General features: G+C 69.8%; 1 pseudogene. It reads left to right on the top strand.

Annotated features, from left to right (window positions below):
- Positions 1–620, top strand: a pseudogene (fliI, locus tag QZH66_RS17780) (flagellum-specific ATP synthase FliI); the annotation flags it as partial.
- Positions 621–666 lie beyond the last annotated feature (46 nt).

Below are 666 nucleotides of genomic sequence, written 5' to 3' on the forward strand. Positions count from 1 at the left end.
CCACCGAGCTGTGCCACTCGATCGCCGCGCACTACCGCGACCAGGGCAAGCATGTGCTGCTGCTGGTGGACTCGCTCACGCGCTATGCCATGGCCAAGCGCGAGGTCGCACTGGCATTGGGCGAGCCGCCCGCCACGCGCGGCTATCCGCCGTCCGTGTTCAGCCTGCTGCCGCAGCTGGTGGAGAGCGCGGGCAATGGCGAGCACGAGCACGGCAGCATGAGCGCGATCTACACCGTGCTGGCCGAGGGCGATGACCAGCAAGACCCGGTGGTCGACACCGCGCGCGCCATTCTGGACGGGCACATCGTCCTGTCGCGCGAACTGGCCGAGCGCGGCCATTACCCGGCCATCGACATCACCGCCTCCATCAGCCGCTGCATGGCACAGGTGGCCAGCGCAGGGCACCTGCGCGCAGCGCGCGACCTCAAGGAAATGGTGTCGCGCTACCTGCAGGTGCGCGACATGCTGCCCCTGGGCGCTTATGTCGCGGGGGCCGACCCCACGACCGACCGCGCCGTGGCCCTGTACCCCCGCATCGAAGCCTTTCTGCACCAGGGCACCAACGAGGCCGCCCCCATGGCGCCAGCGCTGGCCCAGCTTGAGGGCCTGATGGCATGACGACCGAGCACAGCCTGGGCAACCTGGCCCGCCTCGTGGAACTGCG

It is taken from the genome of Stenotrophomonas sp. YIM B06876 (genome assembly GCF_030711595.1).
Lineage (GTDB): Bacteria > Pseudomonadota > Gammaproteobacteria > Xanthomonadales > Xanthomonadaceae > Stenotrophomonas.